This is a genomic window from Martinezella lusitana (assembly GCF_010668395.1).
Classification (GTDB): domain Bacteria; phylum Pseudomonadota; class Alphaproteobacteria; order Rhizobiales; family Rhizobiaceae; genus Rhizobium; species Rhizobium lusitanum_A.
Window position 1 is genome coordinate 14,764 of the sequence record NZ_WUEY01000031.1, and the last position, 25,733, is coordinate 40,496.

The 25,733-nt window shown below is 59.5% G+C and carries 24 protein-coding genes and 1 pseudogene; 20 read left to right on the top strand and 5 right to left on the bottom strand.

Annotated features, from left to right (window positions below):
- The 7 genes from GR212_RS33435 (at nucleotide 1) to GR212_RS33465 (ending at nucleotide 8,927) form a co-directional block, all read left to right on the top strand.
- Nucleotides 1–1,035, top strand: a complete 1,035-nt coding sequence (locus tag GR212_RS33435) for a Gfo/Idh/MocA family protein (protein ID WP_163993740.1) — start codon at nucleotides 1–3, stop codon at nucleotides 1,033–1,035.
- On the top strand, nucleotides 1,032–2,912 hold the full coding sequence (gene apnL / locus GR212_RS33440; protein ID WP_163993742.1) for a D-apionate lactonase: 1,881 nt from the start codon (nucleotides 1,032–1,034) through the stop codon (nucleotides 2,910–2,912). The genes GR212_RS33435 and apnL overlap by 4 nt, the downstream gene beginning before the upstream one ends.
- A 240-nt stretch (nucleotides 2,913–3,152) precedes the next feature.
- Nucleotides 3,153–4,406: an ABC transporter substrate-binding protein gene (locus tag GR212_RS33445; RefSeq protein ID WP_163993744.1), complete on the top strand. Its 1,254-nt coding sequence runs from the start codon at nucleotides 3,153–3,155 to the stop codon at nucleotides 4,404–4,406.
- A gap of 96 nt (nucleotides 4,407–4,502) precedes the next feature.
- Entirely contained in the window at nucleotides 4,503–5,402 is a 900-nt protein-coding gene (locus tag GR212_RS33450) for a carbohydrate ABC transporter permease (protein WP_163993746.1), read from the top strand.
- Nucleotides 5,399–6,286 carry a carbohydrate ABC transporter permease gene (locus GR212_RS33455; protein ID WP_163993748.1) on the top strand — a complete coding sequence of 296 codons (888 nt, stop codon included), beginning with the start codon at nucleotides 5,399–5,401 and terminating at the stop codon, nucleotides 6,284–6,286. The genes GR212_RS33450 and GR212_RS33455 overlap by 4 nt, the downstream gene beginning before the upstream one ends.
- A gap of 38 nt (nucleotides 6,287–6,324) precedes the next feature.
- Nucleotides 6,325–7,839, top strand: a complete 1,515-nt coding sequence (locus GR212_RS33460) for a DUF5060 domain-containing protein (RefSeq protein ID WP_163993750.1) — start codon at nucleotides 6,325–6,327, stop codon at nucleotides 7,837–7,839.
- Between the two features lie 23 nt (nucleotides 7,840–7,862).
- Nucleotides 7,863–8,927 carry an ABC transporter ATP-binding protein gene (locus tag GR212_RS33465; protein ID WP_163993752.1) on the top strand — a complete coding sequence of 355 codons (1,065 nt, stop codon included), beginning with the start codon at nucleotides 7,863–7,865 and terminating at the stop codon, nucleotides 8,925–8,927.
- A 90-nt stretch (nucleotides 8,928–9,017) separates the two neighbouring features.
- Here the strand turns inward: GR212_RS33465 and GR212_RS33470 are convergent, their stop codons facing one another.
- Together GR212_RS33470 and GR212_RS33475 are read right to left on the bottom strand one after the other, a co-directional pair.
- Complete coding sequence (locus GR212_RS33470; RefSeq protein WP_163993754.1) at nucleotides 9,018–9,269, bottom strand: GMC oxidoreductase; 252 nt, start codon at nucleotides 9,267–9,269, stop codon at nucleotides 9,018–9,020.
- A 616-nt stretch (nucleotides 9,270–9,885) separates the two neighbouring features.
- The gene (locus GR212_RS33475) at nucleotides 9,886–10,188 is read right to left on the bottom strand and encodes a hypothetical protein (protein ID WP_163993756.1); all 303 of its coding nucleotides are present in this window, start codon (nucleotides 10,186–10,188) and stop codon (nucleotides 9,886–9,888) included.
- A 221-nt stretch (nucleotides 10,189–10,409) separates the two neighbouring features.
- Between GR212_RS33475 and GR212_RS33480 the strand changes: the two genes are divergently transcribed.
- Entirely contained in the window at nucleotides 10,410–10,733 is a 324-nt protein-coding gene (locus tag GR212_RS33480) for a hypothetical protein (RefSeq protein ID WP_163993758.1), read from the top strand.
- A 77-nt stretch (nucleotides 10,734–10,810) separates the two neighbouring features.
- Here the strand turns inward: GR212_RS33480 and GR212_RS33485 are convergent, their stop codons facing one another.
- A complete protein-coding gene (locus GR212_RS33485; RefSeq protein ID WP_246726171.1) occupies nucleotides 10,811–12,310 on the bottom strand; it encodes an ABC transporter substrate-binding protein in 1,500 nt (499 codons plus the stop codon).
- Nucleotides 12,311–13,376: 1,066 nt separating this feature from the next.
- On the opposite strand from GR212_RS33485, the gene GR212_RS33495 reads away from it, so the two are divergent.
- The 12 genes and pseudogenes from GR212_RS33495 to GR212_RS37895 all read left to right on the top strand — a co-directional run bounded on the left by GR212_RS33495 (nucleotide 13,377) and on the right by GR212_RS37895 (nucleotide 24,449).
- The gene (locus GR212_RS33495; protein ID WP_163993760.1) at nucleotides 13,377–14,165 is read left to right on the top strand and encodes a GntR family transcriptional regulator; all 789 of its coding nucleotides are present in this window, start codon (nucleotides 13,377–13,379) and stop codon (nucleotides 14,163–14,165) included.
- A gap of 45 nt (nucleotides 14,166–14,210) precedes the next feature.
- On the top strand, nucleotides 14,211–15,140 hold the full coding sequence (locus GR212_RS33500; RefSeq protein WP_163993762.1) for an ABC transporter permease: 930 nt from the start codon (nucleotides 14,211–14,213) through the stop codon (nucleotides 15,138–15,140).
- The gene (locus tag GR212_RS33505; RefSeq protein ID WP_163993764.1) at nucleotides 15,137–15,994 is read left to right on the top strand and encodes an ABC transporter permease; all 858 of its coding nucleotides are present in this window, start codon (nucleotides 15,137–15,139) and stop codon (nucleotides 15,992–15,994) included. The genes GR212_RS33500 and GR212_RS33505 overlap by 4 nt, the downstream gene beginning before the upstream one ends.
- A gap of 5 nt (nucleotides 15,995–15,999) precedes the next feature.
- Nucleotides 16,000–16,791 (top strand): SDR family NAD(P)-dependent oxidoreductase, encoded by a 792-nt coding sequence (locus GR212_RS33510; RefSeq protein WP_163993766.1) that lies wholly within the window; start codon nucleotides 16,000–16,002, stop codon nucleotides 16,789–16,791.
- Between the two features lie 18 nt (nucleotides 16,792–16,809).
- A complete protein-coding gene (locus GR212_RS33515; RefSeq protein ID WP_163993768.1) occupies nucleotides 16,810–17,730 on the top strand; it encodes a polysaccharide deacetylase family protein in 921 nt (306 codons plus the stop codon).
- The gene (locus tag GR212_RS33520; RefSeq protein ID WP_163993769.1) at nucleotides 17,727–19,268 is read left to right on the top strand and encodes a gamma-glutamyltransferase family protein; all 1,542 of its coding nucleotides are present in this window, start codon (nucleotides 17,727–17,729) and stop codon (nucleotides 19,266–19,268) included. The genes GR212_RS33515 and GR212_RS33520 overlap by 4 nt, the downstream gene beginning before the upstream one ends.
- A complete protein-coding gene (locus tag GR212_RS33525) occupies nucleotides 19,265–20,236 on the top strand; it encodes an ABC transporter ATP-binding protein (protein ID WP_163993771.1) in 972 nt (323 codons plus the stop codon). The genes GR212_RS33520 and GR212_RS33525 overlap by 4 nt, the downstream gene beginning before the upstream one ends.
- Nucleotides 20,233–21,237, top strand: coding sequence for an ABC transporter ATP-binding protein (locus GR212_RS33530; RefSeq protein WP_163993773.1), 1,005 nt, complete (start codon nucleotides 20,233–20,235; stop codon nucleotides 21,235–21,237). Before GR212_RS33525 ends, GR212_RS33530 begins: the two co-directional genes overlap by 4 nt.
- Before the next feature lie 113 nt (nucleotides 21,238–21,350).
- Nucleotides 21,351–22,808, top strand: a complete 1,458-nt coding sequence (locus GR212_RS33535; RefSeq protein ID WP_246726173.1) for an ABC transporter substrate-binding protein — start codon at nucleotides 21,351–21,353, stop codon at nucleotides 22,806–22,808.
- A gap of 89 nt (nucleotides 22,809–22,897) precedes the next feature.
- A pseudogene (locus GR212_RS33540) lies at nucleotides 22,898–23,601 on the top strand (IS6 family transposase).
- Between the two features lie 107 nt (nucleotides 23,602–23,708).
- Nucleotides 23,709–24,035: an LLM class flavin-dependent oxidoreductase gene (locus tag GR212_RS37890; protein WP_163993778.1), complete on the top strand. Its 327-nt coding sequence runs from the start codon at nucleotides 23,709–23,711 to the stop codon at nucleotides 24,033–24,035.
- A 123-nt stretch (nucleotides 24,036–24,158) separates the two neighbouring features.
- Entirely contained in the window at nucleotides 24,159–24,449 is a 291-nt protein-coding gene (locus GR212_RS37895; protein WP_163993780.1) for a hypothetical protein, read from the top strand.
- Nucleotides 24,450–24,553: 104 nt separating this feature from the next.
- Here GR212_RS37895 and GR212_RS33555 read toward each other — a convergent pair whose 3' ends face one another.
- Together GR212_RS33555 and GR212_RS33560 are read right to left on the bottom strand one after the other, a co-directional pair.
- Nucleotides 24,554–25,297 carry an SDR family NAD(P)-dependent oxidoreductase gene (locus GR212_RS33555; RefSeq protein ID WP_163993781.1) on the bottom strand — a complete coding sequence of 248 codons (744 nt, stop codon included), beginning with the start codon at nucleotides 25,295–25,297 and terminating at the stop codon, nucleotides 24,554–24,556.
- A 75-nt stretch (nucleotides 25,298–25,372) separates the two neighbouring features.
- The gene (locus tag GR212_RS33560) at nucleotides 25,373–25,726 is read right to left on the bottom strand and encodes a Rid family hydrolase (protein WP_163993807.1); all 354 of its coding nucleotides are present in this window, start codon (nucleotides 25,724–25,726) and stop codon (nucleotides 25,373–25,375) included.
- Nucleotides 25,727–25,733: the final 7 nt, after the last annotated feature.

The window sequence follows — 25,733 nt, forward strand, 5'->3', positions numbered from 1 at the left end:
ATGGCAGGACTCAAGGGCGCGTTGATCGGTTGCGGCTTCTTCGCGATCAATCAGATGCACGCGTGGAAAGACGTCAAGGGCGCTGATATCGTCGTAATATGCGATCGCGACCCAGAGCGTCTTAAGATCGTCGGCGACCAGTTCGGCATCGAGCGCCGCTACACGGATGCCGCCACGATGTTTGGCGACGGCGGCTTCGATTTCGTCGATATAGCCACGACCGTGCAGAGCCACCGCGCCCTGGTGGAAATGGCTGCCGCTCACAAGACCCCGGCGATCTGCCAGAAGCCATTCGCAAAGACGCTGAACGATGCCAAGTCGATGGTCGCTGTCTGCGCGCAGGCCGGCGTGCCGCTGATGGTGCATGAAAACTTCCGCTGGCAGACGCCTATTCAGGTGGTCAAGGCCATCCTGCAGTCGGGGGCGATCGGCGAACCTTTCTGGGGCCGCTTCTCCTTTCGCTCCGGTTACGACGTTTTCTCGGGTCAGCCTTATCTGGCCGAGGGAGCGCGCTTCATTATCGAAGATCTGGGCATTCACACGCTCGATATCGCCCGCTTCATCCTCGGCGACGTCACATCGCTCACGGCCCGCACCAAGCGGGTCAATCCGAAGATCAAGGGCGAGGATGTCGCCACCATCCTGCTCGACCATGAGAACGGCGCAACATCGATCGTCGACGTCAGCTACGCCTCCAAGCCCGCCGTAGAGCCGTTCCCCGAGACGCTGATCGAGCTCGACGGCACGAAGGGCACACTCCGGCTGTCGCAAGGCTATCGCATCGAGGTCAACGGCCCCGACGGCATTGCCGTTTCCGATGCCTCGCCGCAGCTTCTGCCCTGGGCCTCGCGTCCATGGCACAACATTCAGGAGAGCGTCCTAGCGATCCAGCAGCACTGGACAGACCGCCTCGCCGATGGCGGCGAGACCACCACCTCCGGCGCAGACAATCTCAAGACCTTCGCGCTCGTCGAGGCCGCCTATGAGAGCGCCACCAGCGGCCGCGCGGTCGATATCGGTGCGATGCTGCAATGACGACCGAGAGCGACACGTTTCAGTTCTACGGCACGCGCGAGGCGGAGACACCGCCGGTGCGGCTGAGCGCCGGCAAGCTGGCCGTCGATTTCAAGGACGGTAATCTGAGGACCATCTGCTATGACGGCGTCGAGGTCCTGCGGGCCGTTTCCTACCTCGTTCGCGATCGCGATTGGGGCACCTATGCGCCCGCCATCGGCGACCTGCGGATCAATCAGAGGCAAGACGCCTTCTCCGTCTCCTATGTCGCGCGTTGCGCGGGGCCTCTGAACACGAATCTCGCCGTCGATGTGCGGATCACGGCCGAGGCGGGGGGCACGCTCGTCTTCGAAGCGGAAGCCCTCTCTGCCACCGGCTTCGAGACCAATCGCTGCGGCTTCTGCATCCTGCATCCGATCGTCGGTCTCGCGGGCATGCCCGCATCGGTGGAGCATGTCGATGGCAGCTGCCGGGACAGCCGCTTTCCCGACCTGATCGAGCCATGGCAACCTTTCAAGGACATGCGGGCGATCACCCATCGCGTAATGCCGGACGTGACGGCACAATGCCGTATGGAAGGCGACACATTCGAAATGGAAGACCAGCGCAACTGGTCCGACGCATCCTACAAGACCTATGTTCGCCCGCTTGCCCTGCCCTGGCCCTACCGCATCCCGGCCGGCGAGCCCATGCGGCAGAGGATCGTTCTCACAGTAGAGGATATCCGTTCTTCGCCGGCCGTATCGGCTAAAGTTGCGGATACGGGTCCGGTCACGCTGAGCCCGGGAACGAAGTCCGGCAGGATGCCTGCAATCGGGCTTGTCATCACCCCGGAAGAGGTTGGGGCGACGCTTGCCGCCCGTGATCGCCTTAGCGAAATCGCGCCGCAGGAATTGCTGTTTCACTTCGATCCCGACGTCGGCCATGGCGCGGAGGCTTTAAAATCCTTCGCCGCGATCAAGGCGGTTCATGCTGGCCGATCGACATTGGAAATCGCATTGCCGTGTCGCCAAGCTCCGCTTGACGAAGCACGGCAGATCGCGACCTGGATGCGCGATACCGGCTTCAGGCCGGATGCGATCGTCATATCGCCGTCGGTCGACCGGCAATCGACGCCTCCCGGCAGCAAATGGCCCGAGTGCCCACCTCTTGAAGAGGTCTATGCCGCCGCTCACACCGCCTTTCCCGGCATGCGCCTCGGCGGCGGCATGCTGAGTTATTTCACAGAGCTCAATCGCAAACGCGTTCCTGCCGACAGCCTCGACTTCATCACCCATTGCACCAACCCGATCGTTCATGCGGCCGACGACCTCAGCGTCATGCAGACGCTCGAAGCATTGCCGTTCATCACCCGCTCCGTGCGCGCCATTTACGGAGATGGGCCCTATCGCATCGGCCCCTCGACCATACCGATGCGGCAGAACCCTTACGGCAGCCGGACGATGGACAATCCCAACGGCGGACGCATCGCCATGGCGAATGCCGACCCTCGGCACAATGCCCGCTTCGGCGCGGCCTTTGCGCTTGGCTATGCCGCCCACATCCTCGATGCCGGTTTGGAATGCCTGACGCTTTCGGCGCTGACAGGATCTTTCGGACTGATCGCCGCGGAAAATGAACCTTCGGCGGCGGGAACCCCACGACCGCTCTTGAATACGGTGTCCACCTTATCTCGTCTTTCCGGTCGCCATTGGTGGGAGTGTCGGTCGTCCGACCCTAATGCTGTTCTCGCCTTCCTCACGGCTGCCTCCGGAATGCCGCGGCAACTCCATCTGGTCAATATCACCGCCAAGCCGCGACACATCGAGCTCGGAGAGTTTCGCCCGGTGGAGCAGCCTGAAAAGACTAGTATCACGCTTGGAGCCTACGCAACTGCTTCCATGGCTGTGATGAACTGACTTTAATGCCGAGAAGTACATCCTCGCTCTCCCGTTCGGCGGGGTGGGATTGGGGAATCCGCGCGAGGATGAACGAACCGAACATCTGAGGTGCACCATTCCAGAGTTCCGGAGAGCCTTGGCCGGTGGAACCTTCCACGCTTGGCTAAGCTAAGCGGATGATTATCTCATCATACCAGTTGACATGTTGACACCGATTTGTGAAAACCGCCGACAGCTTTACTCAGAGGAGGACGGGAGATGGCTATCAACTTCAATTATGCGCGCTGGCTCGGTGCCGCTGCGATTACGGCCGCCAGTCTGGCGGCGACCCATGCCGCCGCGGAAGACCTGACGCTCTGGACGTTGAACTTCGACAACGGCGCAGCGAACACCGCGCTTCAGAAAGTCGCCAACGACTTCGAGGCCACCAATCCTGGTACTCATGTTGAAATCGTTCAGCGCGGCATCGACGAGCACAAGACGGCGCTGCGCGTAGCAGCTGGCTCCAGCAAGGGACCCGACATCTATTTCAGCTGGGCAGGCCTTGGGCTTGGCGGCGAATATGTGAAGGCCGGCCTGTCGCTGCCACTCGACAAGTACTACACCCAGTACAAGTGGAACGACGAACTACTTCCCTCGGCCGCCGCCTTCGCCGATCTCTATCCGGGCGGCAAGCATGGCGTTCCCTTCACCTTCAAGGGCGAAGCGATCTACTACAATAAGAAGCTCTTCCAAAAGGCGGGCATCACCGAAGAGCCGAAAACCTACGAGGATCTGCTTGCCGACGCCGAGAAGCTCAAGGCAGCGAAAATCCCCGCCTTCACCTTCGGCGGTTCCGTCAACTGGCACGTCATGCGCCTGATGGACGTGCTGCTCGAGACCAAGTGTGGCGCCGACAAGCATGACGCCCTGATGGCCATGAAGTCCGACTGGACCAAGGAGCCCTGCGCCACCGACGCCTTCGCCGAATTCGCCAAGTGGACCAAGGACTATACGTTGAAGCCCTTCATGGGCATCAGCAACCAGCAGTCCTACACGCTGTTCGTTGCCGGCCGCGCCGCAATGATGCTGGAAGGCGACTGGCTTGTGAGCCAGCTGAGCGGCAGCAAGGTCGACCTTGACGACTATGGCGTCGTGCCGTTCCCGACGAACACGAACCGTCTCTATGGCTTCGCCGAGTACAATTACATTAGCACCAAGAGCAAAAATCCGGATCTAGCCGCGAAGTTTCTCGACTATTTCCTCTCGACCAAGGTGCAGCAGGATCTCGTCGGCCAGATCAGTTCGACCTCCGTCAACAAGAATGTCCAGTACTCGAACCTGAAGCCGCTGGAGGCAAAGTGGTTGGATATCTTCAAGACCTACAGCAAGGTCTACATGAATGGCGACCAGGCTTTCCCGCTCGACGTCACGACTGAATACTTCCGGGTGATCAACGACGTCGCCTCCGGCAACATCCAGCCGGCCGACGCGGCCAAGCAGCTGCAGGCCTTCATCGCGGGCCGCACCTGATCGCTCGGGGGAAGCCGCCACTCCGATTGCCAGTCGCGGCGGACGGCTTCCCTGACTTTCATGCCCACACATCAGCTGCCGTCGGGAGAAATCATAATGTCATTCCGCAATCGAATATACGATGCACGTGTTCAGGCGGTGATCCTGCTTGCGCCGGCCATGCTGATCTATTTGATTTTCGCGCTTTATCCGATGCTGAACGTCGTTGTGCTGAGCTTCCAGAAATGGAATGGCCTGGCGCCGGAGCGACCATTCGTCGGTCTCGCGAACTATCAATATATCTTCACGCAGGACCCGGTCTTTTGGGTCGCCTTCCGCAACACGGTGATCTGGACGATCATGTGCGTGATCTTTCCGCCCATGGTCGGGTTGCTTTTGGCGCTCAGCCTCAATCAGAAGCTCTTTGCCCGTAATACCTTCCGCGCCATCTTCTATCTGCCCGTCATCATCGCGCCGATCGCAGTCGCGACCATGTGGAAGTGGATGTACGATCCCTTTTTCGGCCTCTTCACCGAGATCCTGACTTCCATGCACCTGCAGGACTGGATTCAGGACTGGCTCGGCGACAAGGATATCGCGCTCTATTCCGTCTTCGTCGCCTATCTCTGGCAATCAGTCGGTTTCTCCATGGTCCTGTTTCTGGCAGGTCTGCAAAACGTCTCGCAGACGCTGGTCGAGGCGGCGCGCATCGATGGCGCCGGGCGCTGGAACATCTTCCGCTACGTGACCCTGCCCGCGCTGCGCACGACGCTGACCATCGTGCTGGTGCTGTCGGTCATTTCGTCGCTGAAAGCCTTCGACATCGTCTACGGCCTGACCGGCGGCGGTCCCGCGCAATCGACGCAGATGCTGGCGCTCTGGGCCTTCACCCAGGCCATGCAGATCTTCGATTTCGGCCGCGGGGCTGCGATCTCGGTCGTCCTGCTGCTCATCACCATCGCCATCGTCATTCCCTACCTGCGCTGGACGCAGAAGCATGAGGAGGCCGAACAATGACCGCAGCATCGGCAACATCCATGTCGGAAGGCTTCGAGACCATCACCCCGGCAAAGCGCAAGCGCGATCCCGTACTGATCGGGTTGTGGATCGCACTCCTCATCGTCGCTGCGATCTGGCTCGCACCGTTCGTCTTTATCGTCTTCACCTCGCTGAAGACACAGGCGGATGTGACGTCGACCGGCGCCTTCATGCCGCCACTCGAGCCGGCCTTTGAAAATTATTCAAGCGCCTGGGGCCGTGGCAATTTCGCCAATGCTTTCCTAAACAGCGCCATCATCACCGTGATCAAGGTGCCGCTCGGGCTTATCCTCTCGGCGATGGCGGCCTATGCCCTCGCCAAGATCCGTATGCGGTTCAACAAGCTGCTGTTGCTCCTCGTCGTCTTCGGCACAATGATCCCCTTCCAAGTCATGCTTGCCCCACTGTTCACGCTGGTCAATTCGCTCGGTTTGATCGACACCTATCCGGGCGTCATCCTGCCCTACATCGCGTTCGGTGTGCCGTATCAGGTTTTCATTCTCTACGGCTTCTTCAGAGGCATTCCGAAGGAACTGTCAGAGGCAGCCCTCATCGACGGCGCAAGCCATTTCACCATCTTTCGTCGGATTTTTCTGCCGGTTTGCCTGCCAGTGCTCGCGGCACTGCTGATCCTAGATTTCGTCTCGACATGGAATGAGTTCGCCATGGCGCTCGTGCTGTTGCAGGACCAACACATGTGGACGCTGCCGCTCGGGCTCATGTCCTTCCAGGGGCAGTTTTCCAATGATTACGGCCAATTGAACGCGGCGATCGTCATGACCGTGCTGCCGGCCACCATCGTTTATCTGATCTTCCAGCGCTACTTCGTCTCCGGCCTCACCTCCGGCGCGGTGAAGGGCTGAGCGGTCGCACCATCCATACATCTTCCGAGGAGAACATCATGTCCAACGCGTCCGTCGAAAAATGGGGAGTCTTCGAAGCAGCCTTCGACGGCCCTTCGGGCGGCAACCCCTATCTCGATGTGGCATTCGATGCCGTTTTCAGCCAGAACAGCCGCGAGATCCGCGTGCCCGGTTTCTATGACGGCGACGGCGTCTACCGCGTGCGCTTCATGCCGGACAATGAAGGTGATTGGTCCTTCCGCACACGGTCGAAGACATCGGAACTGGATGGCAAGACTGGCTCCTTCGTCGCGACCAAGCCGTCCGAGGGCAACCACGGCCCCGTACACGTCCACAACAAGTTCCACTTTGCCTATGCCGACGGCAAGCCCTTCCTGTCGTTCGGCACCACCTGCTATGCCTGGACACACCAGCCACTCGACATGCAGGCCCAGACGCTCGAAACGCTGAAGACGTCGCGTTTCAACAAGATCCGCATGGGCGTCTTCCCAAAGGACTATCCCTATAACGTCAACGAGCCGCTTTACGTCTGCTTCGAAAAGGGCGCTGACGGCAAGGAAGATTTCGATCGGCCGAACCCGGTGCTCTTCCGTCATTTCGAGAACCAGGTCGCAGCCCTTTGCGAACTCGGCATCGAAGCCGACATCATCATGTTCCACCCCTATGACCGCTGGGGTTATGCCGATATGTCGGCCGAACAGGACTTTCGCTACGTCGCCTATCTGGCCGCCCGCCTCGCCGCCTATCGCAACGTCTGGTGGGCGCTTGCCAACGAATATGACTTCCTTCTCGACACCAAGCCGCTGCAGCAGTGGGATCGTTATTTCCACATTCTCGAAGAGAACGATCCCTACGGCCATCTGAAGTCGATCCATAACGGCGAGCCGACGATGAACTTCGATCATCGCAAGCCCTGGGTCACCCATACCTGCATTCAGAACTGGGACGTGAAGCGCACGCAGGAATGGCGCGAAGCCTATGGCAAGCCCGTCGTCAACGACGAGCCGGAATATGAGGGCAACATCATCCAGTCGTGGGGCAACCTGACGGCTGAAGAGCTGGTGCATCGCTTCTGGATCACGGTCACGCGCGGTGGCTATGCCGGCCATGGCGAAACCTATTCGCATCCGCAGGATTTGATCTGGTGGGCCAAGGGCGGCGAGCTGCGCGGCGAAGCCTGGAAGCGCATCGGCTTCCTGCGCGACCTTTTGGAACAGGATGTCGTCGATGGCCTTGAGCCCATGGCCTCGTTCGGCGAATGGCCGTGGACACGCGTTTCCGGCGCTCGCGATGGCGATGTCAGCTACATCTATCTCGGCGAGCACCAACCCGTCATCTGGTCCACCGGCCTGCCCAAGGACGGAACCGATTATGACGTCGACATCATCGACACCTGGGAGATGACGATCACGCCGGCGAAGAAGCTGGAAGCGCCGATCCCGCATCCGACGCGCCACGGCGCGGTCGTGCGCGGCGGCAAGGCCGATGCGGCTTTCGGCGTGGAGCTGCCCGGCAAGCCATACCAGGCGCTCCGTATCCGCAAGAAGCACTGATCCACCTTGAAGGGAAGAATGTCATGTCCGGATTGACCATCAAGAACGTCAGGAAGTCCTACGGCACGGTAAACATCATCCATGGCGTCGATGTCGAAATCTCGGACGGCGAATTCGTCATTCTCGTCGGCCCCTCGGGCTGCGGCAAGTCGACGCTGCTGCGCATGATTGCCGGGCTGGAGGATATTAGCGGCGGAGAAATCTCGATCGGTGGCCGGGTGGTCAACGACCTGCCGCCGAAGGATCGCAACATCGCCATGGTATTCCAGAACTATGCGCTATACCCGCAGATGACGGTGGCTGAAAACATGGGCTTTGCGCTGCAACTTGCCGGTGCCAAGCGCGCCGAGATCGAGCGGAAGGTTGGCGAAGCCGCAACGATTCTCGGCTTGGAACCACTTCTGAGCCGCAAACCCACCCAGCTTTCTGGCGGCCAACGCCAGCGCGTCGCCATGGGCCGCGCCATCGTGCGCGACCCCAAGGTGTTTCTCTTCGACGAACCGCTTTCCAACCTGGATGCCAAGCTGCGCGTGAAGATGCGCGCCGAAATCAAGGCCCTGCATCAACGCCTGAAAACGACCATCGTCTACGTAACCCACGATCAGGTCGAGGCCATGACCATGGCCGACAAGATCGTCGTGCTGCAGGGCGGGAAGGTGGAGCAGATCGGCTCGCCACTCGAACTCTACGACCGGCCGAAAAATGTCTTCGTCGCCGGCTTCCTCGGTTCGCCCGCCATGAATTTTCTCGAAGGCAAGCTTGCCGGCGGCGCGGCACCGGCGCTGGTGCTGCCCACCGGCACCCGCATCGAACTTTCCCGCGCTCCCGCTCAGTCGGAGGGCCGAGAAATCGTTCTGGGCATACGTCCGGAAGATATTTCCCTTGCGGCGGAAGGCGGCGTTGCCGTAACTGTCACGGTCGTCGAGCCGACCGGCTCGGAAACGCATGTCGCGCTCGATCTGCAAGGTAGGGAATTGACCTGGGTGATGCGAGAACGGGCCGAACTGACGCCGGGCCAGAAGATCGAGATCTCGCTGAAGACGCCGAACCTGCACTTCTTCGCCCGGGACACGCAGCAGCGCCTCTAATCAGTGATGTCTCGGAGTGGTTTGTTAGCTCTTGCTCACGACCATCTTAAGGCATAGTCGGAGGCAGTCAGAATGTTTATTATCCGGCGGTCAAACCACCCAGCTGCGTTTTCCGACAGCAGCCGCACCTTTATGGGCCGCCGGCGCCGTGGAACTACCTGCACGAGGGATCCACGTATTAAAGACTGTACTATTAATCATATCAGCCGCCTGTTTGCCAATTATCATGTTCGGTGCATTGGTGTTGCGGCTGAGAAGCAAACGCATAATCGATGAGTCCGCAACCCTGAGCCTTTGGACGCTCCCCACCCGTAGGTGCGGATCGACCACGGCATCATCCATCAACGCCCATCCTTGATCTCGTTAGGCCGCTATAAGACAACAGGCCGGCATACCGATTATCGTGCCGACTCTAATGCCTGCAGAGATCAACACTGTCGGTCACGTTCGGTTCACGGGTAAGAGAGCCGGCTGGTTCAGCCGCAGGGACGGGACTAACAAACAGACAGCATGTAAATTGCCGATATCAGAAGTGTCTTTCTCGAATCGGGAAAGCCGAGATATGTCGGAACTGAAGCAACAGTCCCCAGTGCGGAAGGGCTCGGTCGGAGGCGGACCATACGAGGATTTCGGCCGAGCCCAGCATCGGATTCAGGCACCTGGCTACTACTTTCAGGGTATAGTGCCTTGTCATCTGCTGAAAGTGCATTAGTTAGGCGTCGCCGCACCGCCATATGCGGCAGAGACCTGGCGCGGCGGACACCACGAGGACAAAGAGCCGGGTCTCTTTTAGGGGCCTACAAGTGAAATTCTTCTCTCGATTATTGCGTTTGGCCTTTATAGCCAATCGTGCCCATAAAGACGAAATATCCAAGCTTGAACCTTGGGCGATTGCCGCGATATCAGAATTTGAACGGGAGATAGCCGCGCTCTGTCGGCGGTCGCGGTTTGAGATATTCTAGTCTTCAGTGAGCGAAGCGCGCCGTTCGACTTGCCGCAGACACTCTATGGCCTTCTGTCTTTCCTCTACGTCGTCTCGACTGAAGTAAGCGCGTGCCGTCAGTATGCTCAGCTCTTTCAATTCATCAAAATCAGTCGATCCGCTGCGGTAGAGCTGGATCACCTGGGTTGCGAAAGCCTCCCGGCTGAATTCGTTCAAATCGAACCATGGTCGTTCGATGATCTCGTTGAAAATCGCTTGCAACATAGCCAGTTCGTCCGGTCGGAAAATACCTTCCGTCAAGTGGTGATAGCGCTGCATTTTATTCCCTGCCCATGCGGAGCTCTACTCGCTCGCAATCATAATCGGCTCCGCATATATTTCCACTTAAAGTTTATGCTTGAAGCATCTTGCAGCAGCGTGTTCAGCCTAAGGCTCAGAAGAGTTACCCTTTTGACCTAGAGCAAGGATTGGACATAACTCATGTTCAGTATTAGCCCCATCAACTTACCACCTTTCCGTGTCTGATCGCGGGAATTTATATGAAGTATGCGGTTGGGGACGGCATGGAGCGTTTGCGGCGCCTCGCGGGTAGGGCACTGCGCCCTAAGGAATTGGAGATTGTCGAACGAGTATTCGATCTGGTGACGGCGCAGCCTTGGTTCGATAAAAGCGAATATTGCCTGGATGGTTTCGCTGTTCGGCTGATTCATTTGGTTCGATCTGGCATCACGAATCCGGGCCAGCTTGAGACCATCGCTGTCCTGTGGGCAATGACGGATTTCAGCCGTGATATGACGAACAGTCAGCGGATGAAACTGATGGCAACCTATGAAGCACAAAGGCATCGGCGCCCCGCGCTTTAGCTGTGCATGTCGATTCCGTTCCAATCAGACGCCTTGGTTTTAGCCTTTTTCAAACTTGCGTCCCTGCGCGCTATCCACTATTCGCGCCAGCTTACACGGTTGAGGAAAAAGCTCTCGTTAGCGGTCGGCTTCCATTCCAGCTTATCAGCCGCGCCGTAAATGGCGGCCGCCTGATAGAGTGGCAGAACCGGAACATCCTTTGCCACCGCCGTCGCCACCTCGTTATAGGCAGCTACCCGCTTGCCGTCATCGAGCGTGTTTCTGGCCGTATTCAGAAGTGTGTCAATGCTGCTGTCCGAAAGCGACGACCACGAGCTGGTGCTGTGCAGGAGCGGAAAAGATATGCCGTCTGCGTCCTGGCAGGCACAGGACCAGCGCCCGAAAGACAGCGTCGGCTGCTTGGTCTTCTCGCTTTGGACGCGCTGCAAGTAGGTGGCGAAATCAACATTCTCGATGTTGACCTTAAAGCCGACGTCGCTTAACTGCTGCACCAAAGCCTGGACGATGCGCTGATCGAAAGTCGGCGACGTTAGGAAATCGATCGGCTGCCTCGCAGCGGCACCGGCCTCGCCGACGAGCTGCCTTGCTTTATCCGGATCAAAGGAGAGCCCTTCCACGTCTGGCGCATAGCCGGCATAGTCCGGGGACGCCAACTGCAAAGCCGGTTTGTCGTAACCCCCAAGCAGGCCGTCGATAATCGATTGCTTGTCGATCGCATAGGCGACGGCGCGGCGCAAATTCACATCATCGAAGGGCGGCCGCGACGGATTGAGCTTCAGATAGGCGATGCGCTCCGTCACCGTCGTCAATACCTTGACACCGGAGGTCGACTGAAGCTGCGCGGCGAGATCCGGGTCGAGCGTCACGGCCAGATCGGCGCCTCCCGCCTTCAGATCGGCAACGCGCGTTGCGGGATCAGGCACGGGACGAAATTCCGCATGCTGAAAATAGCCTTTCGTGCCCCAATAGGCGTCGTTGCGGTCGAGGTAAACGCCGACGCCAAGCTGCCACTTTGCGAATTTGTAAGGGCCGGAACCGACCGGAGAAAGGTTGAACGCCTTGTCGCCGACGACCTCCACCACGTGCTTCGGAACGATCGACAGCTTTACCAGCTGCGCCAGCAGAACTGGATAAGGGCCGTCGGTGCGGATCGTCACCTCATGCGGCCCAGTGACGGAAGCCGACAGGATCTTGTTGAACTGGCTGAACTGCGGACTTGCGAACTTCTTGTCGATGATGCGGTTGACGCTGAAGGCAACGTCATCGGGCGTCAGCGGCTGCCCATTATGGAAGGTGACGTCGTCGCGCAGCGTGAAGGCGATTTCGGTATCGGACTTGTAGGTCCAGGCGGTTGCGATATCGGGAATGATCTTGCCGCTGTCGTCGCGAGTGACGAGCTGATCGAAGATGTTGCGATAAACGAAATAGCTGTCGGGATTCCATTGCTTCTGCGGATCGAGAGACGAAGGCTCACTGACAAGATCAACAATGATCGTATCCTTTGCCGCGGCATAGGTCGGCAGCGGTGTCGCCGCACCGAGCAGGATTACAATTGCCAAAACCTTCATTGTCTTCATCTTCCACGTCCTTTTTTAAAGAGGGTTATTCCTGAAGGGATATGCCAAAGAAATTTCGTCCTGAGGATTTGCGTTCGGTCCGACAGCACAATCGGCAGAAATCTCGGATCGGGATCGAAACGAGCATGCGCATGACCAGCAAGATATGCGAAAATCGCCCAGTCCCCAGAGAATATCATTCAATCGCGTCGCCTCGGGCCCGGGATCGAACGGCGATCAGAATCTCCACCTCAAAACTTTCACACGTTCCGGCCTGCATGAGCTCGCAGTGGTACAATGAATTGAAACTAACATCTCAATTTCATAAACTGAAGCATCAGTTGTCTAATGTCTATAATTCTGGTGGAGAATTTTTTCATTGCAGTCTCTGCGGGAGAAATGTGCGCATTTTCTACATGCCCAGAATTCGGATCAGCCACACCTGCACGTCATGCTGGGAAATAGTTGTCGAGCTCGCCGGCAACGTGCGTCTCTCTCAAGTCGGGCAGCTAACCGAAAAGTTGGGTTTTCAGTTTCGCCGCGGCATGCTTCGGGACAATTCCGAGATCCGCCCTTTCAGATCGCGTGTCGTGCGGCCGAAAATGCCGCGCTCGCCGAAGCAATGCCTCTCCTCGTGGAGCTGCAAGCGCGAGTGCCGAAGGACGCAGTGGTCCGGCGTATTCGAATTCGGGATTTTCAGGTGATCTCGGATAGCTCCATTGATTTTGCCGGCTACAACCTTCGCCCCTCTTCACCGGGATTGCCGCTGGGCACTTTCGAGTTGCTTGACGCATACGCTCCTGCTCGACCGCCCGTAGCCGATGCGGCTTGGCGCAGACAGGTGCCTGAGCTCGCGGGCTCAGGCATGTCGTTTCGCTGACGGATGGGATGCGAGAGGTCCGCCGCGCCATGTTCAATGGCATGGGGAAAGCTCTGCTCCTTCGGCACCTCTCGTGTCGAAGACACTTCCCTTCGCGCTACCAATTTTCTCAGCGCGGGTGTTCATTTAGCAGAAATCTTTCGTTTGGAAGCGCTTTGCGCAAATCTGACACTTCAATTCTTATAACTGAGATGTTAGTTTTATGGCATGCTCGATACTCAAAGCCCCTTTCTGTCGTCCGGCGCGCCCGATACGGTTGCGATCACCGAGGATAAATTGAAGTATGCCATCATCTCCGGTGCGCTCGCACCGTGCGAAAGGCTCTCCGAAATTGAGGTCTGTAGGGATTACCGCGTTGGCCGCGGCATCGTCCGTGCCGCCCTCGGCCGCCTGGCGCATTCGGGCTTTGTCTCTTCGCAGCCGCGCAGCGGCTGGAAGGTCGCGTCCATCAGCGCCATCGGCCTGCGTGAAGTCATTCTCGGCCGCCGGCAGCTAGAACCGCTGCTTGGCGATGTCGAGCTCTCTTCCGACGAACTTATGCGGCTGGAGACGCTGTCGAACATGCATGCGGCGCTCGCCGCCGCTCAGGCGCAGGGTCTTGGCGAAGATATCGTTTCGGCGCGACGTTACGACCGGCAGATACGGCATCTCCTGACGATGAACATGAAGGCGCCATTGATTGCCGGCTGGCTCGAAAATCTCTGGGACAAATCGGATCGATATCTCGCATTCATGGAAGCGAAAGGCGGCTCGAAACTGCCGGTGACGGACTGGAGCGCCTTTGTCGAAGCCAAGCGCTCGGGCGGAACGATCGCGGCGACCGCATTCCTGACGGAAGCCTGCGAAGCCTTCGCACGCTTTACGCAAACCCGCTTCCTGGAATCGGATGCATCAGCCGTGGCATCGCCGACGAAGAAGTCGAAAGCAGCCCCGGGAACGGACCTTTCCGCAACCGTTCTGAACAGGAGCGAAACCAATCCCAAGCGGACGAGCTAGCGCCGCCCCGCATCAATCCGAGACCCGCAACAAAGGGAATAGGTCATGCCTGCATTTATCGCCAAGCGTCTGTTGCAGGCCGTGATCGCTCTGTTCGGCGTCGTGACGCTCGTCTTCTTCCTGCAGCGCCTCACCGGTGATCCGGTGCTGCTGCTCGTGCCACCCGATGCATCCAAGGCCGACATCGAAACACTGCGGGTCGCTCTCGGCTTCGACCAGCCGCTATACGTTCAATATTTCCAGTTTCTAGTGGGCCTGCTCCGCTTCGATCTCGGACAATCCTATGTGCAGCACTTGCCGGTGATCGATATTATCGCCAGTCGCGTCCCGTACACCCTATCTCTTGCCGCAGGCGCCCTTGTGGTGGCGATAGGCCTGGGCGTGCCGGTCGGCGTGTTCATTGCCGTGCGCCGACACTCATGGGAGTCCCGCTGGCTGATGGGCTTCGTGCTCGTCGGTCAGTCGATGCCGACCTTCTGGACATCAGTTCTGCTGATCATGCTGTTCGGCGTGGTCCTGCGCTGGCTTCCGACATCCGGAGCAAATGGTATTGCAAGCCTGCTGATGCCAGCCTTTGCGCTCGGCTTTCTGTCGATGGCGACCTTTGCCCGCGTCGCCCGCAGCTCCGTTCTGGATGAGCTGGAAAAGGACTATGTGCGCACGGGCCATGCCAAGGGCCTGTCGATGGCGCGCATCGTTCTGCGCCACCTGCTGCGCAATGCCGCCGTGCCGCTGGTAACGATCTCGGCGCTAGAAATAGCCAACCTGCTGACGGGGGCGATCATCATCGAAACGGTATTCGCCTGGCCTGGCCTCGGCCAGTTGACGATACAGGCGATCAGCGCCCGAGACTTCCCGATCGTCCAGGGTGTGGTCCTGATCGGCGCAACGCTCGCAATTCTGCTCAATCTGCTCGCCGACGTGCTTTATAGCGTCATCGATCCGCGCATCCGGCTTTCCGGGAGGCATGCATGAGTGTTTCGTTTGCCGGATCGCGACGATTCATGCGCGAGACGCCGGTCGGCGTGGCGATTTCGATCGTCGTCCTGCTGCTGATCGTCCTGATGGCGATCTTTGCGCCGGCCATCGCCCCGCATGATCCCAACACGCAGAATCTACTGGCCCGGTTGAAACCGCCGGGCACGGTCGTGCGCAACACGCCCTATCTTTTCGGTTCGGATGAGCTCGGCCGCGACACGTTGAGCCGGCTGATCTACGGCGCGCGCGTCTCGCTGTTCGTCGCGATTACCTCGGTGCTGCTGTCTGGCGTCTTCGGGTGTCTGATCGGCATGCTTGCCGCTTTCTATCGTGGCTGGACGGAAACGATCATCATGAGGCTGGTTGATATCGTCCTATCCGTGCCCGCCATTCTGCTCGCGATCATCACCGTCGCCGTGCTTGGGCCGGGGCTCCTGAATGTCGTGCTCGTTCTGGCCCTGACGCGCTGGCCGCGTTACGCACGCGTCGCCTACGGGCAGACATTGACCGTGACCAACATGCCCTATCTGCGCCTGTCGCGCTTCATGGGTGCCGGCTGGTTCCGGGTACTGCGGCGGCATGTTCTGCCCAATATCGCTGGCGCTCTCATCGTCGTCGCCACGCTCGAATTCGGGCTGATGGTGTTGTTCGAGGCGGGTCTCTCCTTCCTCGGCCTCGGCGTGCAACCGCCGACAGCCAGTTGGGGCGCGATGCTGTCGACGGGGCGCAATTACGTCGCGACAGCGTGGTGGCTCTCGGTCCTGCCGGGCTTTGCCCTCTTCCTTCTCGTCCTGTCCGTCAATTTCATCGGCGATCATCTGCGCGACCGCCTCGACCCACGGAGTACCTAAATCAAATGGTTGATTTTTTGAACGATTTCAAAGGAAAACACGTCGTCGTCACCGGCGCGGCGGGCATTTTCGGGGGCTGGATCGCCCAGGCGTTCGCCAATACGGGCGCGCAGGTGCTGCTGACGGATAAGAATGTGGCTCGGCTTGCCGCTGCCGCCAAAACTGTCGGTGACGGAAACCATCCTCAGTTTGCTGCGGATCTCACGTCTGACGCCGATATCAAGGCCCTGCTCGCTCACATCGCCGACACTTGGGGCGCGGCCGATGTCCTGGTCAACAACGCCGGCATCTATCCGTCCGGCTTCCTTCTCGACATCAACGCCGATGATTGGGACAAGATTTTCGGCATTAACCTGCGCGCGCCTTTCCTGCTGTCGCAGGGCGTTGCGCGGCAGATGATCGACAAGGGCATCAAGGGCTCGATCATCGACATTTCCTCGGGCGGATCGCGCAAGATCCGGCGCACCTCCGTTCCCTATTGCGTTTCCAAGGCAGCGCTCGACCGGCTCAACAAAGGGCTCGCCATCGAGCTTGCCGAATTCGGCATCCGCGTCAACATCGTTGAACCCGGCTTTGCCCCCGGCAGCGACGTCAGCCACCTGACGCAGGAACATATCGACGCCGTGCTCGGCAACATCCCGCTCGGTCGGTCGTCGCAGCCGGGAGATGCGGCCAATGCCGTCCTCTTCCTCGCCTCGGATGCTGCCTCCTATATCACGGGAGCGACGCTGACCGCCGATGGCGGCAATTCCATCGGATCACTTGCCGTATACCAGGCAAAAAAGAAGCCGCTATAAGCCACGGAGACAGGGATCATGGTTCAGGATGCAGGCAAATCCGGCAGCGGCTTTTCGTCCTTCCCGGCCTATGAATGGCCCGAAGGCAAGAAAAGCGCGGTCCTTCTAAGCGTCGATGTCGATGCGACCTCCCCTTTTCTCTGGGAGCAGCGCGAAGGCCTCTCCAATCGCCTTTCCCGGCTGGAAATCCGGCGCTTCGGGCTTCGCATCGGCCTGCCGCGCATCCTCGATCTCTTTTCGCGCTACAACGTCAAGGCAAGCTTCTATGTGCCGGGCGTGGTTGCGCAATCCGATCCGTCGCTTCTGCCGGCTCTCTTAGAGGCCGGTCACGAAATCGGCCTCCATGGATATTTCCATGAGCTCGTCGGCGATATCACCGACGAGGAGTTCAGCGCCGCGCTCGACGCCAGCCTTGCTCTTTTCGTCGCCCAGACTGGCCGGAAGCCGGTCGGGTTCCGATCGCCGGCCTGGGAAATGACGCCGCATATGCTGGTGGAGGTAAAGCGCCATGGCCTTGCCTACGATTCGTCCCTCATGGGCTTCGACCATCCCTACGAGATCGAGGGCGTGACGGAAATACCCGTACAATGGGCCTTGGACGATGCGATCTTCTTCAAGTTCGAAAATAGCGGCACCGAGCGCGGCGCACCCTGCTCCAGCGCTTCGGTCCTGGATGATTGGCTGACCGAATGGCGCGCGCTCCATCGTTTCGGCGGCCTCTTCACGCTGACGATCCACGACTGGATATTCGGACGGGCGCAACGTATCGCAATCCTCGAAAAAATGTTGGAGACGATCACGGCCGAGCCGTCGAGCTGGGTTGCGACCGCCGCCGAGATTGCCGCTCATCACGCCTGTTCCAACAATCAGGGACGTTTTGCCGTCGGCGCTGCCATTCCCGCGGCGATCGGCCCCTCGCGATTCGGACGAAGCAAATGAACGAGACCTGGCAGATCGGCAAGCGCGAGACCAGCAGCGAAAATGGCCTGGTTGCCTGTCAGAACTGGCGAGCGGCCGAGGCTGGTGCGGCGGTCCTTTCCAAGGGCGGCAATGCCGTCGACGCGGCGGTGACGACAGCGCTTGTGCTCAGCGTCGTCGAGCCGTGGCTGTCGGGCATCGGCGGCGGCGGTTTCATGGTTCGGGGCGACGGAAACGGCTCGGTCGACGTTCTTGATTTCAACGTCATCTCGCCGGCACCCCTCGATCCTGCCGCTTATCCGCTTGTTCCAGGCCGGGACGGCGACTGGTTCGATTGGCCGTCCGTCGAAGGCGACCGCAACCTGATTGGTTATGGGTCCATATGCGTGCCGGGCGCCATCGCCGGCTTTGCCGAAGCCCTCTCCCGCTTCGGAACGATCTCATGGGCCGAGGCGCTTGCGCCCGCGATCGAGCAGGCCCATCGCGGCCTGCAGCTCGACTGGTATGCCGCCCTGGCGCTCGCGATCGACGGCGCCAATCTCGCGCAGTTTCCGGCAGCCTCCGAACTGTTCCTGCACAACGGCCGCGCCCCGCGTGTCCCTGAAGGTGGCCGAACGGCCTTCCTACCGATGACGGCGAAGGCGAAGACCCTGGAAAGGCTTGCTGAGGCTGGCGCACGCGACTTTTACGAAGGAGAAATCGCCGATCTCCTGGTCGATGGCCTATCGTCGGGCGGATCGACACTTTCAAGGCAGGATCTCGCTGCCTACGCGCCACGCTGGCTGACGCCGCTGACGCAAGAATACAAGGATCTTGTCATCCACGCCGTACCCGGCCTGTCGGGAGGGCCGACGCTTTGTGCGGCCATGGCCGAACTCGATCGCAGCTTGCCGACGGATAGACCCCTCAGCGGCGAGGCCGCCCTGGCCTTTGCGCGCGCGATCCGTCGCGCCAGCGAATATCGTCTGAAGCATCTCGGACATGCCGCCGGCGAGAGCTGCACGAGCCATATCAGCGTGGTGGACGGCGACGGTACCATGGTTGCGCTCACCAATACCCTGCTGTCGCGCTTCGGCTCGAAAGTGGTGGTGCGCGAAACCGGCTTTGCGCTCAACAACGGCATGATGTGGTTTGATCCACGCCCTGGCCAGCCCAATTCCATAGCGCCGGCCAGCAGGCCGCTCGCCAACATGTCTCCGATCATCGCCACACGGAATGGCGTGCCGGAGATTGCGCTTGGCGCCGCCGGCGGCCGGCAGATCGTTCCCGCTGTCGCGCAAATCCTCTCCTATATCGCCGCCTACGGCCTGTCGCTGGAGGAAGCGCTACTGAGCCCGCGTATCGATGCCAGCGGCACGACAATTCACGTCAACCGCACGGCGGCACCCGATGTGGCCGCGGCCGTCGCCTCGGAATTCAAGATCAACCTGATCGAGGATACGCTCTATCCCGTCAATTTTGCGGTGCCCTCGGCGGTTCTGCGGCGGGATGGCGTCAATACCGGCATGGTCCATCCGAAAAACCCGTGGGCCGCCGTTCGCGAGGCGAAGCCGGCATGACGCAGCCCGTCCTCACCGTCGAAGACCTGCACATCTCGATCGGCGGCAAGCCTGTCGTCGACGGGGTCGGCTTCTCGGTCGCGGCCGGTGAAATCGTGACATTGGTCGGCGAATCCGGTTGCGGGAAGTCGATGACGGCCTTCTCCGTCATGGGCCTGCTGCCGCGCGTTGCTACGCGAAAGAAAGGATCGGTGCGGCTGAATGGCCGGGAACTTACCAGGCTCGACGATGCCGCGCTGAAACGCCTGCGCGGCGACGAAATGGCGATGATCTTTCAGGAGCCCGTTGCGTCGCTCAATCCGCTGATGCCGATCGGCCGGCAGATCGCCGAAAGCCTTGTCGTCCATCGTGGGCTTACGACAAGCCAGGCACAGCGGCAGGCGATTGCCATGCTGGAACAGGTGGGCATACCCGAACCGGCGCTGCGTTTCCGGCAATTTCCGTTCGAATTGTCCGGCGGCATGTGCCAGAGAGCGATGATCGCCATGGCCCTTATCACAGAGCCGCGCCTGCTGATCGCCGACGAACCGACGACGGCGCTCGACGTGACGATCCAGGCCCAGATCCTCGAACTGATGACGCGGCTGCGCGCCGAGACCGGCACGGCGATTTTGCTGATTACCCATGACATGGGTGTCGTCGCCGATATCGCTGATCGGGTGTCGGTCATGTATGCTGGCCAGATCGTCGAGGAGGCGCCCGTCGATGCCATTTTCGACAAGCAGCACCATCCCTATACGCGAATGCTGCTGTCGACGATACCGAGGCTCGATGGCGTCGCGAAGACCTTCCTGCCGACGATCAAGGGGACCGTCCCCGACATCGGCAGCTGGCCGTCGGGTTGCCGGTTTTCCACGCGCTGCCCGCTTGCCGACGACGTGTGCAATCAACCGCCGCCGCTCGCCGCGGCCGGCATCGATCACCGCGCGGCCTGCTGGCATCAGACATGGATCGGGACGCTCGCATGACGGCGCCTCTGCTTTCCGTCCGGGATCTTCGCGTGCATTTTCCGATCCGCGGCGGTTTTCTCGGCCGCCCTGTCGGCTGGCTGAAGGCGGTCGACGGCATCGATCTCGATATCGCGCCGGGAGAAAGCCTCGCGCTCGTGGGTGAATCGGGCTGCGGAAAATCGACGCTCGGCGCCACGATCCTCGGAATGCAGCGCGCAACGTCCGGCAGCATGGTCTTCGAGGGCGAGACCGTGGCAGCCGAAGCCTCGGAGCGCCGAGCCAATCTGTCGCGCGAGATACAGATCATTTTTCAGGATCCGCTTTCGGCCCTCAATCCGAAGCTGACCATCGGCGAAAGCATTGTCGAGCCGTTGATCATCCACAATGTCGGCACTCGCGACGAACGCAAGCGGCGGGTGGCGGAACTGCTGGATCTCGTCGGGCTCAATCCTGCCCATGCCGATCGCAAGCCGAACGCCTTTTCAGGCGGGCAGCGCCAGCGCATCGTGATTGCCCGTGCCATCGCGCTGCAGCCCAAGCTGCTGATCCTCGACGAGCCGGTCTCGGCCCTCGACGTCTCGATCCGGTCGCAGATTCTGAACCTGCTGCTCGAACTGCAGCAGCGTTTCAGCCTCTCCTATCTTTTCATCTCCCACGATCTGTCGGTCGTGCGGCACTTCGCCGATCGGGTTGCGGTGATGTATCTTGGACGGTTCGCAGAGACTGGAGCGACGGCGGATGTCTTTGCTCGTCCGGTCCATCCCTATACCGAAGCGCTGCTGAGCGCCGTGCCCCTGCCCGATCCGCGCGCGCAGCGCCATCGCAAGCGCATCATTCTGCAGGGCGACCTGCCGAGCCCGGCAAATCCGCCCGATGGCTGCCGGTTTTCGACGCGATGCCCGATCGTTCAGCCGCTCTGTCGAGCGATATCGCCTGAACTCCAGCCGCTACAGGAGACTGGTCATTCGGCTGCATGCCATTTGAGTGCACCATCCCGGCTCGAGCACGAGCATTCGTGAAGCAATGCCAATCGACGGCCGGCGTGTCTCCGCCCGCCAATGCCCGCACCCATTCTTTGAAGGAGTAGATGATGATATTACGCAAATTTCTTGTTTTAACAGCCGCTGTCGGAATGGTCTTGCTTCCCGCCACCATGACGCAGGCGGCGGAAAAACCGCAGATCGTGGTCGATCTCGTCAACGAACCCTCGACACTCGATCCGCAATTGCAATGGAATCCGGACAGCTACTTCGTCTATCGCAATATTTTCGACAATCTGGTCACGCGTGACAACAACGGCAAGATCGTTCCGGAAATCGCCACATCGTGGAATAGCCTGTCGGACACGAAGATTGCCTTCACGCTCCGCAGCGATGTCAACTTTCACGACGGCACGCCGCTGACTGCGGAAGATGTCGCCTTCAGCGTCAACAGGATTATCGACCCGAAGCTGGAAAGCCCTCAGCTCAGCCAATTCGACAAGATCGCCAAGGCTGAGGTTTCCGGCGATCACGAAGTCACGCTGACACTGAAGACTGCCTATCCGGCGCTGCTCGCGCAGTTGACCAAGCTTTCCATCGTTCCGGAACATGTAGTGCAGGCGGTCGGCAACCAGGCGTTCAATCTGGCACCCGTTGGCAGCGGCCCTTATAAATTCGTCAAATGGGATCGCGGCGTGTCCGTGACGCTTGCCCGCAACGATCACTATTGGGGAAACAAGGGCCCGTTCGAGCAGGCCGTGTTCCGCGCCGTCCCTGATGCATCGACCCGATTGGCGGACCTGCAGGCCGGCGTCGCCGATTTCGCGCGCGCCCTGACCTCGGACCAGGCTGCGCAGTTGCAGGACTCGCAAAGTGTCAAGGCGCTGCCGGTGCTGACCGAAAGAATGGCCTTCATCCGCGGCAACCCCAACAAACCGCCCTTCGATAATCTAAAGCTCCGGCAGGCGCTCGCCTATGCCATCGACAAGGACGGGATCACGCAAGGTATTCTCGGCGGCTTCGACAAGCCAGTCGCCCAGATGATGACGCCCGCGCATTTCGGCTGGAGCGACAAGATCACCGGACTGCCCTACGACCCCGACAAGGCGAAGGCCTTGATCGCCAGCGCCGGCAAACCGCCGAAGTTCCAGCTCACCATCGGCGCCTTCTTTGACCAGCGCGTTGCCGAAGCCGTTCTCCAGGAACTGCAGGATGTCGGTTTCGATGTCGAAATCACTCAGGTCGATACCCCGACCTTCCTTCAACTGATCCAGAAGGGACCGAACGACGCTCCGGCTTTGGCGATCAGCACCAATTCCTGCGCCTGCCAGGATGCAGACGGCGTTCTGAACTACCTTTTCCACTCGGGCAGCACTTGGTCGATCACCACCAGCCCCGATCTCGATGCACTGCTGGATGAAGCAGGCTCTTCGTCCGATGAGAGCAAGCGGCTGTTGGATTACCAAAAGATCAGCCAGTTCATTGCCGATGAGATCCCGGCCGTGCCGCTCTATCAGATGGATGCTATCTACGGCGCGTCGAAAGCACTGAACTTCCAGCCGACCCCCAATGAAAGCTTCTTCCTGAACCGGATGAGCTGGACCAACTGAGACTGAAACGAGCGACGTCTGACCCTCTGGATGGCCAGGGGTGATGTCACGTTGTTAGTGGCTTAACGGTTGATGGCTAAGCCGGCGCGATGAACCCGTCGATCGTCAGCTACAAGAACCATCGCTTTCCAGCGCCGATCATTGCCCATGCCGTGTGGCTTTATTACCGGTTCCTCTGAGCCTGCGACTGGTGGAGGAAATGCTTCTGGAGCGCGGCATCATCGTTTCCTACGAAACGATCCGGCGATGGAGTCCGAAGTTCGGCGCGGCCTATTCCATGAAACTGCGCAGAAAGAAGCCGTCGCGAAAGGACATCTGGCATCTGGACGAAGTGGTGATTTCCATCGGTGGCCGGAAGCATTGGCTTTGGCGCGCCGTAGACCAGGAAGGCTATGTTCTCGACGAGATCGTCCAGATCCGCCGTGATACAAAGGCAGCCAAGCGGTTGTTAATCAGGTTATTGAAGAAGCAGGGCCCGTCGCCAAAGCGCATCGTTACCGACAAGCTGCGCTCATATGGAGCGGCAAAGCGAGAGGTCATGCCTACCTTCGAACACCGATCGCATAAAGGCCTGAACAATCGTGCAGAGAATTCACACCTGCCGCTGCGAAAGCGAGAACGGATGATGCAAGGCTTCCGATCCGCCGGCGGGTTGCAACGGTTCATCTCGGTCTTTTCTGCGATCAGAAATCACTTCGTCCCGTCCCGCCAGAAGCACAACGCCCTTGCCACCCACATTCATCGTATCCGCGCAATGCCGCATTGGAAGGCCGTAACCGGCGCGGCAGCCTGACTTCAACGGCAAGCCCTTCGCCCAGCGTCAGGCATACAACGTGACATTACCGTTCGTCGATATCGCCGCGCAGCTTTGGGAAGCCTGGCAGCCGGACGCTGTGGTGCATGACAAAGACCACCACACATGCCGACTATACGAAGGTCCGCAGCTTCGACTATCACGGCAAGTATTTCCGATCGCGCGGACCGCTCAATGTCTCGCGCTCACCGCAGGGACGCCCGGTCTTTTGCCAAGCCGGTAACTCGCCACCCGGGCGAGCTTTCGGCGCGCGCCATGCCGATACGCTGATCGCCGCCATGGCAGGCGACGACCCGATTGCAGCGGCCAAGGAATTCCGTGACGACATTCGCCGCCGCATGATTGAGAACGGTCGCAATCCCGATGATTGCAAGGTCCTGTTCCCCATTCTGCCCGTTCTTGCCGACACCTAGGAAGACGCAGAACAGATCGCCGCGCTGGTTCCCGAGATCGATCAAAACGCAATCGACCGCGTCCTCGCCGGGCTGTCGGCAGATAACAACGTCGATTTTTCGCAATTCGATCTCGACAAGCCGTTGCCGGAGATCGACACGGATGGGCATCGAGGAACGCTCGCCGCCTTTTCGAAGCAAGGCAAGACCCTCCGCCAGATGGTGGAATCCCGACTTGGACGCTCCACCCGCACCATGCAGTTTGTCGGCACGTCGGCCTCGGTCGCGGAACGCATGGGCGAAGCCATCGACGCCATTGGCGGTGACGGCTTCCTGATCCATGCCTTTCCGCTGACGCGACGATATGTTGCCCGAGATCACAGACGGGCTCGTGCCGGAATTGCAGAAGCGCGGCCTCGTGCGCAAGACCTGTGAGCACGAGAATTTTCGCGACAATCTTCTGAGTTTCTAACGAAAGGGTTTATGGATCTCCCCTCTAGCTTAGCAAGATTAATCAGCGCGGAGAGCATAATTGTTCGTCACCAACTGGCGTCGCCGCCGTTTGGCGAGATCGATTGTCCCACCATAAAGCTCGCGTCATTCGAAGCAAGATAAACATAGGCGGGTGCGATTTCCTCTGGCTGCGCTATACGCCTGATCGGCAGCTGTGCCTCTTTCCACCTGCGCCAATCGGCATCGCTTTGTCGCCATGTCGCAGTATCAGTCGGTCCCGGACACACGCAATTGATTAGGACGCCACGAGCAGCGACCTCCTGAGCAACCGCTGTCGTCAGCGCGACCACTCCTGCCTTGGCGGCGCTATAGACCGCTGCACCAGCGGCCGGCTTGTGTGCCAGTTGGGAAGCCGTATTGATGATGCGGCCATAACCCTGTTTCAGCATCGGTTTGAGAGCGTAGTGCATCCCCAACGCAATGCCACGCAAATTGACATCCATCAACCGTTGCCAATCAGCCCAGTTTTGGTCTGCGAAATCTCCGGGGGATTCGCCTATACCGGCATTGTTGACCAGCACATCAATGCTGCCATATCGGGCGATCGTTGCCTCGACTGCGGAAACGACATCTGACTCGACCGTTACGTCGCATTCTACACAGATTGCGTCGCCGCCGCCGGCGCGTATTTCTGTAGCGATTTCTTCGCTTTCTGTCGCATGTGTGTGATCGGCGATGACAAGCCTTGCCCCTTCTCGTGCAAACGCGAGCACGACGGCACGACCGATCCCTATCGCGCCACCAATAACCAGGGCATTGCGCTCCGCCAACCGTTTCATCCTTGCCATTCTGCCGTGCACAATATTGTAGAAATCAAAATTAGTCCCTTACACGCATGATATTGATCAGGCTGCGGCTGCCGCAACCATAACCTCAACCGTATATTGCGGTGCCGCCAGCTTTGCCTCAACGCATGCTCTGGCAGGCGCTTGGCCCGGCAATAGCCAGCCATCCCAAACGCCATTCATCTCGTCGAATGTACCAATGTCGGTGAGCCAGATGGTCGCCGTCAGGATCTTGCTCTTATCTGTATTCGCCTCCCTCAGCAGCGCATCGATACGTCCAAGAATATCGCTTGTCTGCTCTGCCACCGAACCGCCGGGTGCGCCGCTGGCGACCTGACCGGCGACATAGACAACACCGCCATACTGAACAATCTGGCTCATTCGCTGGTTGGTGTGATTGCGTTCGATCAATATGATTTTC

Coding starts and splice junctions, on each gene's coding strand:
- GR212_RS33435 (WP_163993740.1), top strand. CDS start 1: ATGGCAGGACTCAAGGGCGCGTTGATCGGTTGCGGCTTCTTCGCGATC.
- apnL (WP_163993742.1), top strand. CDS start 1,032: ATGACGACCGAGAGCGACACGTTTCAGTTCTACGGCACGCGCGAGGCG.
- GR212_RS33445 (WP_163993744.1), top strand. CDS start 3,153: ATGGCTATCAACTTCAATTATGCGCGCTGGCTCGGTGCCGCTGCGATT.
- GR212_RS33450 (WP_163993746.1), top strand. CDS start 4,503: ATGTCATTCCGCAATCGAATATACGATGCACGTGTTCAGGCGGTGATC.
- GR212_RS33455 (WP_163993748.1), top strand. CDS start 5,399: ATGACCGCAGCATCGGCAACATCCATGTCGGAAGGCTTCGAGACCATC.
- GR212_RS33460 (WP_163993750.1), top strand. CDS start 6,325: ATGTCCAACGCGTCCGTCGAAAAATGGGGAGTCTTCGAAGCAGCCTTC.
- GR212_RS33465 (WP_163993752.1), top strand. CDS start 7,863: ATGTCCGGATTGACCATCAAGAACGTCAGGAAGTCCTACGGCACGGTA.
- GR212_RS33470 (WP_163993754.1), bottom strand. CDS start 9,269: ATGGATGATGCCGTGGTCGATCCGCACCTACGGGTGGGGAGCGTCCAA.
- GR212_RS33475 (WP_163993756.1), bottom strand. CDS start 10,188: ATGCAGCGCTATCACCACTTGACGGAAGGTATTTTCCGACCGGACGAA.
- GR212_RS33480 (WP_163993758.1), top strand. CDS start 10,410: ATGAAGTATGCGGTTGGGGACGGCATGGAGCGTTTGCGGCGCCTCGCG.
- GR212_RS33485 (WP_246726171.1), bottom strand. CDS start 12,310: ATGAAGACAATGAAGGTTTTGGCAATTGTAATCCTGCTCGGTGCGGCG.
- GR212_RS33495 (WP_163993760.1), top strand. CDS start 13,377: ATGCTCGATACTCAAAGCCCCTTTCTGTCGTCCGGCGCGCCCGATACG.
- GR212_RS33500 (WP_163993762.1), top strand. CDS start 14,211: ATGCCTGCATTTATCGCCAAGCGTCTGTTGCAGGCCGTGATCGCTCTG.
- GR212_RS33505 (WP_163993764.1), top strand. CDS start 15,137: ATGAGTGTTTCGTTTGCCGGATCGCGACGATTCATGCGCGAGACGCCG.
- GR212_RS33510 (WP_163993766.1), top strand. CDS start 16,000: ATGGTTGATTTTTTGAACGATTTCAAAGGAAAACACGTCGTCGTCACC.
- GR212_RS33515 (WP_163993768.1), top strand. CDS start 16,810: ATGGTTCAGGATGCAGGCAAATCCGGCAGCGGCTTTTCGTCCTTCCCG.
- GR212_RS33520 (WP_163993769.1), top strand. CDS start 17,727: ATGAACGAGACCTGGCAGATCGGCAAGCGCGAGACCAGCAGCGAAAAT.
- GR212_RS33525 (WP_163993771.1), top strand. CDS start 19,265: ATGACGCAGCCCGTCCTCACCGTCGAAGACCTGCACATCTCGATCGGC.
- GR212_RS33530 (WP_163993773.1), top strand. CDS start 20,233: ATGACGGCGCCTCTGCTTTCCGTCCGGGATCTTCGCGTGCATTTTCCG.
- GR212_RS33535 (WP_246726173.1), top strand. CDS start 21,351: ATGGTCTTGCTTCCCGCCACCATGACGCAGGCGGCGGAAAAACCGCAG.
- GR212_RS37890 (WP_163993778.1), top strand. CDS start 23,709: ATGACAAAGACCACCACACATGCCGACTATACGAAGGTCCGCAGCTTC.